The sequence below is a fragment of the Nocardioides sp. SYSU D00038 genome, assembly GCF_016924665.1.
Lineage (GTDB): Bacteria > Actinomycetota > Actinomycetes > Propionibacteriales > Nocardioidaceae > Nocardioides.
Window position 1 is genome coordinate 343534 of record NZ_JAFFJT010000014.1, and the last position, 9827, is coordinate 353360.

Sequence of the window (9827 nt, forward strand, 5' to 3'; positions counted from 1 at the left end):
CGATCATAGCCCGGATTCGAACACCTGTTCGAGGCGACGGAGCAAGGGGTCGCGCAGCCCCACCACGTCGAGCGCCCAGAACGGGTCGCCGTAGACCAGCGCACCCCGCATCCAGTCCTGGTGCCCGGGCAGCAGCACCACCTGGAACGCGGGCTCGGGGATCCGGACCGACGGGCGGGTGAAGCCGTGCCGCGAGCCCGGCTGCCAGCCGCGCGCCGAGTAGAAGCCGGGGTCGCCCTCGAGGAAGACCGCGGGCGCCCCGAGCTCGCCGGCGGCGGCGACGGCCGCCTCCAGCAGGGCGCTGCCGATACCGCGCTGCTGGTGGGCGGGGTCGACCCCCAGGGGGCTGAGCACCAGCACCTCGACCTGCCGCTCCCGGGCGTCGACCCACGACCGGCTGAGCCGGACGTGGCCGACCACCGTGCCGCGGTCGACGGCCACCAGGTCGACGCGGGTGTGCCCTGCGGCGTCGAGGGCGTCGAGGAGGCGGGCGATCAGCGGACCCTCGTCGCCGAACGCGCGGGCGGCGACCGACCGCAGCGCGGCGCCGTCGTCCTCGCGAGCGGGGCGGACCTCGACCACGGCTCACCCCGCCAGGAAGCTGAACCGCACCTCGCGGTCGGCGTTGTCGACGTTGAGGTCGACCAGGCAGATGCTCTGCCAGGTGCCGAGGGCGAGGCGGCCGTCGAGCACCGGCACCGTGGCGTACGGCGGCACCAGCGCCGGCATCACGTGCGAGCGGCCGTGACCGGGCGAGCCGTGCCGGTGCCGCCACCGGTCGTCGGCGGGGAGCAGGTCGCCCAGCGCGGCGAGCAGGTCGTCGTCGCTCCCGGCGCCGGTCTCGATCACCGCCAGGCCGGCGGTCGCGTGGGGGACGAAGACGTGCAGCAGGCCGTCGCCGCGGTCGGCGACCCAGTCGGCGCAGTCGCTGGTGATGTCGCGCACCACCTCGCGGTCTCCGGTGCGATAGCTGCGGACCTCGGTGTCCATGGCCTCTCCTCGACGGGTGCGGGCAGAACGGGGGCGGAACGGGGTGCGACGGGTCAGGTCGCGGACGCGCCACCGGTGGGGTCGGCGGTGCCACCGGCGCAGGACGCGAACGGCTCCGGCGCGGTCTCCCCCGCACCGTACTGGTCGAGGAACAGCGGCAGCCGGGTGTCGTCGGCGCCCTCCAGCTCGAGCTGGCGGCCCCAGACCGTGACCACCACCGGCGCCCCCTGCTCCGGGTGCGGAGCGAGGATGCCGTTGTCCGGCAGCAGCACCGCCAGCCGCTCCACCTCCTCGGCCGCCAGTTCCGGGTCGTGGGTGATGACGACGGTGCCGTGCTCGAGGTCGTGCACCAAATTCTCCTCCGGCACCGGCGCGTCGTAGACGCCGCAGTCGAGCCACTCGTCGGCGTGGGGACCGCCGACCGGCGGCGACTGCTCGTAGTCGACGTCGCCGTCGACGTGGTCGACCGGCAGGTCGTCGTAGGACACGACCGCCGCCAGCCCGGTGTCCTGGGCCGACTCCTCCTCGCCGAGCCGGGTCAGGAGCACCGGCACCAGCACCGCCAACGCCACCACCAGCGCCGCGGTCACCGCGGCGACGACAACGCCGGCCCGGCTGCGCCGCGGCGGCTCGGGTGCGGGCAGGTCGGGTCGCGGGGACGGCGGGAGCAGCGGCCACTGCTGCCCCGCAGGTGGACCCGGCGGCGGATTCGGCGGGGGCGGGCCCAGTGGGTACGGCGGCGGGCCGGGCGGACCCGCTGGGGGCCCGGGAGGGCGCGGTGGCGGACCGGCGGGCGGCTCGCTCATGCGCCTTCCCCGAGCGCCCGCTCGAGGCGCTCGACCTTGGCGGTCAGCTGGCCGTCCCAGCCGGGACGGATGTCGGCCTTGAGCACCAGCCCGACGCGGGGCGAGACGGCAGCGACGGCGTCGACGGCGCGCTTCACGACGTCCATGACCTCGTCCCACTCGCCCTCGATGTTGGTGAACATCGCGTTGGTCTCGTGGGGCAGGCCCGACTCCCTCACCACCCGGACGGCGGCCGCGACCGCGTCGGTCACGCCGCCCTGCTCGTCGGCGGTGGTCGGGGAGATGCTGAACGCCACGATCATGGCGTCCACCGTAGTCGGCGGCCGGACGGGCAGGCGCGACGGATCAGCCGGCGGCCAGCACCGCCTCGACCAGGGCCCGCAGGTGGCTCGCGGTCGTCTCCTGGTCGAGCCCGGCGTCGCGGCGCAGCGAGTGCCAGGTGCCGACCTCGAGCGTGGTGGCCAGCAGCTGGACCAGCCGCTCGCGACGGGCGCCGCGCCGGCCGGCGAGCTGGGGCGCGAACACCTCCTCGACGAACTCGCGGTGTGCTCGGCGGCCGCCCTCGAACAGCTCTCGGAGCGCCGGCTCCCGCTCCACGAGAGCCACCGTGCGCCAGGTGCTGTCGCCGGTGCGCTCGTAGTCGCGCACCACGGTCTCGACGACCGAGGCGACGTCGCCCGGCACCGCACGGGCCCGGTCGGCGCGCACCAGCGGGGCGAACCGCTCGGCGACGCCGGCGAGGTAGAGGCCGATCTTGGAGCCGAAGTGGTTGACCACGGTCTGCTGCGACACCCCAGCCCGGCGGGCGACGTCGGCCAGCGTCACCTGGTCGTACCACGCTCCGTCGAACAGCTGCACCGCCGCGTCGAGGATGGCCTCCCGGGTGCGCTCCTGGGCGGCGGCCCGGGCCCCCATGTCGTAGCCGCGTCGTGCCATCGCCTGCCTCCTGCTCGACTGGACCAGCATTGGTTTGTACTTGACTCAAATGGATTGGATCTCATACTAACCAATGCGTGCGAGATCCGCACGTCCTACGATCCGAGAGATCCACCATGACCAGATTCCTCGTCTACACCGCCCCGGCGACCGGCCACGTGCTGCCGCTCGTCCCGGGGCTGCTCGAGCTGCGGCGGCGGGGCCACGCCGTCCACGTGCGCACCCACCCGGGGCTCGTCGCCGACCTGCGGGCCCTGGGCCTCGACGCGGCACCGGTCGACCAGCGCGTCGTCGACGTTCCCGTCACCGACCACGAGGCGACGTCGGACACCGACCGCCTCCGCGCCGGGCAGGTGGACCTGATGCTCCGCGGCCGCTTCGACGGGCCCGACCTCCGGGCCGCCATCGACGCCGTCGATCCCGACGTGCTGCTGGTCGACGCGATCAGCTACGGCGCCCAGACGGTCGCCGAGGCCTCGGGCCTGCCGCGCGCGCTGGTGCTGCCCTCGGTGCTGCCGCTGCCCGGGCGGGGCGTCCCGCCGTACGGGCTGGGACTGCGACCGATGCGCGGCCCGCTGGGCCGGCTCCGCGACGCGGTGCTGATGAAGGTGGTGCTCCGCATGTTCGGCAGGGCGATGCTGCCGGGGCTCAACGACCTGCGGCGGGCCGAGGGGCTGCCACCGTTCGCCGACGCCCTCGACCCCTACCGCGCGCCCGACGCGGTGCTGGCCCTCACCGGCGAGCCGCTGGAGTACCCCCGCACCGACCTGCCGGAGCACGTCCACCTCGTGGGCGCGCAGCCCTGGGACCTGCCTGCCGAGCGGCCGGCCTGGCTGGACGAGCCCGGTGACCCGTGGGTGCTCGTCACCTGCTCCACCGACTACCAGGGCGACGAGGAGCTGGCCCGGACGGCGGTCGAGGCGCTGCGCGACGAGCCGGTGCGCGTGCTGCTGACCGTCGCCGACGCCTACGACACCGTCGACCTGCCCGAGGCCGCCAACGTCCGCGTGGAGCGCTTCGTGCCCCACGGGCACGTGCTCCCCGAGTGCGCCGCGGTCGTCTGTCACGGCGGCTTCGGGATCGCCTCCAAGGCGATGGCCCACGGCGTCCCGACCGTGGTCGTCCCCTTCGGCCGCGACCAGCCCGAGGTCGCCCGTCGGGTCGTCGAGGCCGGCGCCGGGGTCACGCTCCGCCCCCGCGACCTCTCCCCCGTCCGCCTGCGCGACGCGGTCGCCGACGCTCGGCGCCTGGCCCCGGCAGCAGCGGCGGCCGGCGCCACCCTGCGCGCGCACGGCGGTGCTGGCCGGTTCGCCGACGCCGCCGAGGCCCTTGCGCCCGCGGCCGACGAGGAGGCCGACCGCGCCCTCAGTCGCGGGTGAGGGTGCTGGGCTCGGCCACCGGGTCCAGGTCGGGCACCAGCGTCCGCAGCCGGGCCAGCGCGTCGCGCGCCTGAGACTTCACGGTGCCCACCGAGATGCCGAGGCTCGCCGCGGTCTCGCGCTCGGTGAGGTCGTCGAAGTAACGCAGCACCACGACCGCGCGCTGGCGCGGCGCGAGGCTGCCCAGGGCAGCGCGCAGCGCCAGCCGCCGGTCGACGTCCTCGGCCGGCAACGCCCGCTCCGGCAGGTGCTCGACGCTGGTCTCGCGCCAGCGCCGGCCCCGCCAGCGCGAGACCACCTCGCGGGCCAGCACCGTGCGCACGTACGGCTCGGGACGGTCGGCGATCCGCCCCCAGTGCGGCACGCAGCGCACCAGCGCCACCTGCACGACGTCCTCGGCGTCCGCGTGGCTGCCGGTCATCAGGTACGCCGTGCGCAGCAGCGCCGGGCGCCGGGCAGCGACGAACTCCTCGAACGCCGCCCGCTGCTCCTCACGCCGGGCCACGACGCCGCCAGCGGATGAGGACGCAAGCGGCCGTCACCAGCACCGCCAGGAGTCCCGCGAGCACGAGGCGGGGGTCGGGCGGGTGCCCGGGTGAGACCGCGTCGAAGGTGGGGCCGCCTGCCAGCTGCCACGCCACCTCAGTGTGGCCGGTCAGTGTGCTGGTCAGCGGGCTGCCGCCGGTCGCGGTGATCTCGGTGCTTTCACCCGACACGGGATCGACCACGCTCAGGCCGAACCGCAGCTGCCGTCGGCGCTCGGGCGCGCGCACCACCAGCAGCCGCTCCGCGTCGAGCCAGGCCAGGACGCCGATGCTGCGTTCCGTCCCGAGGACCCGTCGGCCCGTGCCTCCCTCCTCACCGACCCGCACGTTGCGCGACATGGCTGGACCGATCGTGGCTGCCCGGCGACCGGTCGCGTCCACCGCGCTGACGTGGCTCTGGGCCGATCCGCCGAGGGGCACCACGCGCACGTGCGCAGCTGCGTCGTGGACGTCGGACGAGACCACGGTGTCCTCGGTGCGCCACCAGATCCGCCCGTGCCCGCCGCCATCGATCTGGTTGCCCCCCACGGCCCGCTCCAGCACAGGGGACGCCCGTGGCGCCAGGTCGGCGACGTCCCAGACCTCCAACGGGGCGTAGTCCGCGACGCCGTGCTGCTCCTGAGGCCCGTCGGCACCGGCTATCCAGTGGCCGAACTGCGCGACCAACGTCTCCGCGTCGGCGAAGACCAGTCGTCCGACGCTGAGACCGTGCTCGGTCTCGACCAGGTGCCGGCGCACTTCCCCCGTGGTGGCATCCCACAGGGCGTACCCCGTCACCGACTCCTCCTCGCCGGACGCACGCGAACCCGAGGGGTCACCCCGCAGCCAGTACGCCACCAGGCGGCCGTCCGGCGACAGCGTCACGCGGTTCTGCCCCTCCGCTCGCCCGGGCAGGTCGAGGAACGCGTAGGACCCCGTCTCGGCCGAGATGCCCCACGGCTCGACGTCGCTCCCGTACCAATCCCTGCGTTCGCCGAGCTCCACCAGGGCGAGGCGACCGGGAGGGCCGACCTCGTCGGTGCCGGCGAGCCACGGGCTCGGCTCCCAGACCCGGTCCGGCAGCGCGGCGGTCGACCCGGCCGGCCGCAGCTCCCCGTCGGGCTTCGACAGGTCCTGGACCCGCCAGCCGCCCACGGCCAGCACGACCGCGGCGACGGCGAGCACGGCCGCGGTCCCGGCCCGGCGCCGACGCGCGTACCGCCGTCCCCGGTCCCACAGGTCGGGGTCCGGGCTGCCGGTCGGGGCGTCGGCCGCCAGGTCGTCGAGCCGGTCGTGGAGGGTGCTCATGACCACCGACACGCGACGAGTGCCCCGGAGGGAGGGGTCATCCGGCGTTGAAGATGACGTACTCGCCCTTGCGCAGGAAGAACCCCTCCGTGCGTCGGAGGTGGACGCAGGTCACGCCGATCCGCTCGACGAGGCACTGCACCGGTCCGCCGCCCACCCGCGCGGCCTCGCCGTAGCCGAGCACCGGCGCCCCTGGTGAGCGGATGTTGTCGGTGTTGCAGACCGGCGTCGCCCGGCCGCCGCGCAGCTCCACGCGGCCGACCCGGTCGGTGGGCGCGCCGGCGCAGGCGTCGGGGTCCTTGATGCCGCCCGCGGTCAGCTCGCAGCCGGCGGGCAGCACGTCGTCGCTGACGACGCAGAAGATGTTTCCGCTGGGGGTGACGAACGTCGGGTGCTCGCTCGGCTCGCTCCCCCAGGCGTCGAAGTGGGCCAGCGCGTCGTCGTAGGTGCGCGGCACCGGCAGCTCGCCGCTCTGCTCGGGCTCGACCGCGCCCGTGGGCTCGGTCGGGTCGGTCGGGTCCGTCGGGTCCGGAGTGGTCGTGGGCTCGGGCGTGGCGGTCTCGGTCACCGTGGCGGTGACGGTGGCAGGGGTCTCCGGCCCGGCACCGCCGTCGCCGTCGTCGCCGCCGCCGCAACCGCCGGCGGCCGGGGCGAGGAGCACCAGACCCAGCAACGACAGTGCCACCCTGCGCCCACGAGTCATGGGCAGCAGGGTGGCACAGGTCGGGTCAGGCGCGGCGCAGGTTGCGCAGCACGTACTGCATGATGCCGCCGTTGCGGTAGTAGTTCGCCTCGCCCGGGGTGTCGATGCGGACCACGGCGTCGAACTCGACGTCGCCGGCCTTCACCTTGACGGTCCTGGGCGTGCGGCCCTCGTTGAGCTCGGTGATGCCCGTGATCGAGAACTCCTCCTCGCCGGTGAGGCCCAGCGACTCGGCCGACTCTCCCTGGGGGAACTGCAGCGGGATGACGCCCATGCCGATCAGGTTGGAGCGGTGGATCCGCTCGTACGACTCGGCGATGACGGCCTTCACGCCCAGCAGCGAGGTGCCCTTGGCCGCCCAGTCGCGCGACGACCCGGAGCCGTACTCCTTGCCGGCGAGCACGACGAGCGGGGTGCCGGCCGCCAGGTAGTTCTCCGAGGCCTCGAACACCGTGGTGACCTCGCCACCGGCGGTGAAGTCGCGCGTGAAGCCGCCCTCGGTGCCGGGCGCCAGCTGGTTGCGCAGCCGGATGTTGGCGAAGGTGCCGCGGATCATCACCTCGTGGTTGCCGCGGCGCGAGCCGTAGGAGTTGAAGTCGCGGTTCTCGACCCCGTGCTCCGACAGGTAGCGACCGGCGGGCGAGTCCTTCTTGATCGCGCCCGCGGGCGAGATGTGGTCGGTGGTGACCGAGTCGCCGAGCTTGAGCAGCACCCGGGCGCCCTCGATGTCGACCACCGGCTCCGGCTCGTCGGGCATGCCGTCGAAGTACGGGGGCTTCCGCACGTAGGTGGACTCCTCGTCCCACGCGAAGGTCTTGCCCTCGGGCGTGGGCAGCGAGCGCCACTGCTCGTCGCCGGCGAAGACGTCGCTGTAGCTGTCGCCGAACATCTCCGAGCTGATCGAGGCGGCGATGACCTCCTCGACCTCCGACGGCGAGGGCCAGACGTCCTTGAGGAACACGTCGTTGCCGTCCTGGTCCTGGCCCAGCGGATCGTTGAACAGGTCGACGTCCATCGAGCCGGCCAGCGCGTAGGCGACCACGAGCGGCGGCGAGGCGAGGTAGTTCATCTTCACGTCCGGGTTGATCCGGCCCTCGAAGTTGCGGTTGCCCGAGAGCACCGAGACGACCGCGAGGTCCTTCTCGTTGACCGCGGCCGAGACCTCGGGGATCAGCGGACCGGAGTTGCCGATGCAGGTGGTGCAGCCGTAGCCGACCAGGTTGAAGCCGAGCTTGTCGAGGTACGGCGTGAGGCCGGACCGCTCGTAGTAGTCCGAGACCACCTTCGAGCCGGGCGCCAGCGTCGTCTTGACCCACGGCTTGCGCTGCAGTCCCTTCTCGACGGCCTTCTTGGCCAGCAGGGCCGCACCGATCATCACCGACGGGTTGGAGGTGTTGGTGCACGAGGTGATCGCGGCGATGGTGACGGCGCCGTGGTCGAGCTCGAACTCGGTGCCGTCCTCGAGGGTGACCTTGACCGGGTCGGACGGGCGGCCGTCGGCGTTGGCCGCCGCGGTGTGCCAGTCGGCCGGCGCCGCGGCGTCGTCGTGGCCGTCGCCGTTGCCGTTGCTGGCCGGCGGGTCCGACGAGGGGAACGACTCGGCCGAGGCCTCGTCGGCACCCGTGGTGACGCCGTAGGGCTGCTCGTTCTGCGGTACGCCGGGCTTGCGGGCCTCGGTGCCGGTCTCGCCGTCGCCGACGTAGTCGGCCAGCGCGACCCGGAACGCCTCGCGGGCATCGGTGACCTGGATCCGGTCCTGGGGGCGCTTCGGGCCGGCGATCGAGGGGACGACGGTCGACAGGTCGAGCTCGAGCTTCTCGCTGTAGCGCGGCTCGGCGTCGGGGTCGTGCCACAGGCCCTGGGCCTTGGCGTAGGTCTCGACCAGGTCGAGCTGCTCGCTGGAGCGACCGGTGAGCTCGAGGTACTTCACGGTCTCCTGGTCGATCGGGAAGACCGCGATCGTCGAGCCGAACTCCGGGCTCATGTTGCCGATCGTCGCCCGGTTGGCCAGCGGCAGCGCGGAGACGCCGGGGCCGTAGAACTCCACGAACTTCCCGACCACGCCGTGCTGGCGCAGCATCTCGGTGATGGTGAGCACCAGGTCGGTGGCGGTGGAGCCCTCGGGCAGGTCGCCGGAGAGCTTGAAGCCCACCACGCGCGGGATCAGCATCGACACGGGCTGGCCCAGCATCGCGGCCTCCGCCTCGATGCCGCCGACGCCCCAGCCGACCACGCCGATGCCGTTGACCATCGTGGTGTGGGAGTCGGTGCCGACGCAGGTGTCGGGGTAGGCCTGCAGGGTGCCGTCGACCTCGCGGGTGAAGACCGTGCGGGCGAGGTGCTCGATGTTGACCTGGTGGACGATGCCGGTGCCGGGCGGCACGACCTTGAAGTCGTCGAAGGCGCCCTGCCCCCAGCGCAGGAACTGGTAGCGCTCGCGGTTGCGCTCGTACTCGATCTCGACGTTGCGCTCGAACGCCTCGGGGGTGCCGAAGACGTCGGCGATCACGGAGTGGTCGATGACCATCTCGGCGGGCGCCAGCGGGTTGATCCGGGTCGGGTCGCCGCCCAGGTCGGCCATCGCCTCGCGCATGGTGGCGAGGTCGACCACGCACGGCACGCCGGTGAAGTCCTGCATGATCACGCGCGCCGGCGTGAACTGGATCTCCTTGTCCGGCTCGGCGTCGGCGTCCCAGCCGGCCAGCGCGCGGATGTCGTCGGCGGTGATGTCGGCGCCGTCCTCGGTGCGCAGCAGGTTCTCGAGCAGCACCTTGAGGCTGAACGGCAGCGACGCGACGTCGAGCCCCTCGCCCGTGACCGCGTCGAGCCGGAAGATCTCGTAGGTCTTCCCGTTCACGTCCAGTGAGCTCTTCGCCCCGAAGCTGTCCTGACTGGCCACAGCCTTCATCTCCTCTTGCCACGTCGACGACGTCTTGGTGGTACCCGCTCCGGCCATCTTGCCGTCGCGGCGGAGCCAGGCGTAAGGAAGGTTCGCCTTACCCCGACCCGCCAAGATCTCTTGATATCAAGATACATGATGTCGAGGGGGCGGCCAAGCGCGACGCGCCCTCCCGGGGTGTCGCAGGGGTGTCGCGGTGCGGTAGTCACTGGCGTTCGGCACCCGGATCGCCGTGGCACGGGGGACCAACGGCCCGGAACCCCCCCGGGAGGGCGCCGACCC

The 9827-nt window shown here is 73.5% G+C and carries 10 protein-coding genes; 1 reads left to right on the forward strand and 9 read right to left on the reverse strand.

All coding sequences use genetic code 11. The annotated features are described in order from the left end of the window. Positions 1–3: 3 nt before the first annotated feature. The 5 genes from JT721_RS08605 to JT721_RS21340 form a co-directional block, all read right to left on the reverse strand. Complete coding sequence (locus tag JT721_RS08605) at positions 4–582, reverse strand: GNAT family N-acetyltransferase (RefSeq protein WP_205472539.1); 579 nt, start codon at positions 580–582, stop codon at positions 4–6. A 3-nt stretch (positions 583–585) separates the two neighbouring features. Next, the gene (locus tag JT721_RS08610) at positions 586–990 is read right to left on the reverse strand and encodes a YjbQ family protein (RefSeq protein ID WP_205472540.1); all 405 of its coding nucleotides are present in this window, start codon (positions 988–990) and stop codon (positions 586–588) included. A gap of 53 nt (positions 991–1043) precedes the next feature. After that, entirely contained in the window at positions 1044–1580 is a 537-nt protein-coding gene (locus tag JT721_RS08615) for a DUF3105 domain-containing protein (RefSeq protein ID WP_205472541.1), read from the reverse strand. A gap of 212 nt (positions 1581–1792) precedes the next feature. Then, positions 1793–2098: a thiamine-binding protein gene (locus JT721_RS08620; protein WP_205472542.1), complete on the reverse strand. Its 306-nt coding sequence runs from the start codon at positions 2096–2098 to the stop codon at positions 1793–1795. A 43-nt stretch (positions 2099–2141) separates the two neighbouring features. Continuing rightward, the gene (locus JT721_RS21340) at positions 2142–2732 is read right to left on the reverse strand and encodes a TetR/AcrR family transcriptional regulator (protein ID WP_307827958.1); all 591 of its coding nucleotides are present in this window, start codon (positions 2730–2732) and stop codon (positions 2142–2144) included. Between the two features lie 116 nt (positions 2733–2848). On the opposite strand from JT721_RS21340, the gene JT721_RS08630 reads away from it, so the two are divergent. Next, a complete protein-coding gene (locus tag JT721_RS08630) occupies positions 2849–4111 on the forward strand; it encodes a glycosyltransferase (protein ID WP_205472543.1) in 1263 nt (420 codons plus the stop codon). Here JT721_RS08630 and JT721_RS08635 read toward each other — a convergent pair. From JT721_RS08635 to JT721_RS08650, 4 genes are read right to left on the reverse strand one after another with little or no spacing between them, the layout of a single operon-like run. Further along, positions 4098–4616 carry a SigE family RNA polymerase sigma factor gene (locus JT721_RS08635; protein ID WP_205472544.1) on the reverse strand — a complete coding sequence of 173 codons (519 nt, stop codon included), beginning with the start codon at positions 4614–4616 and terminating at the stop codon, positions 4098–4100. The two genes, JT721_RS08630 and JT721_RS08635, sit on opposite strands and share 14 nt — an antisense overlap. Then, on the reverse strand, positions 4603–5943 hold the full coding sequence (locus JT721_RS08640) for a hypothetical protein (RefSeq protein ID WP_205472545.1): 1341 nt from the start codon (positions 5941–5943) through the stop codon (positions 4603–4605). Before JT721_RS08640 ends, JT721_RS08635 begins: the two co-directional genes overlap by 14 nt. Positions 5944–5980: 37 nt before the next feature. Beyond that, complete coding sequence (locus JT721_RS08645; RefSeq protein WP_205472546.1) at positions 5981–6646, reverse strand: hypothetical protein; 666 nt, start codon at positions 6644–6646, stop codon at positions 5981–5983. 25 nt (positions 6647–6671) lie between these two features. Continuing rightward, entirely contained in the window at positions 6672–9554 is a 2883-nt protein-coding gene (locus JT721_RS08650) for an aconitate hydratase (protein ID WP_205472547.1), read from the reverse strand. Between the last annotated feature and the right edge of the window lie 273 nt (positions 9555–9827).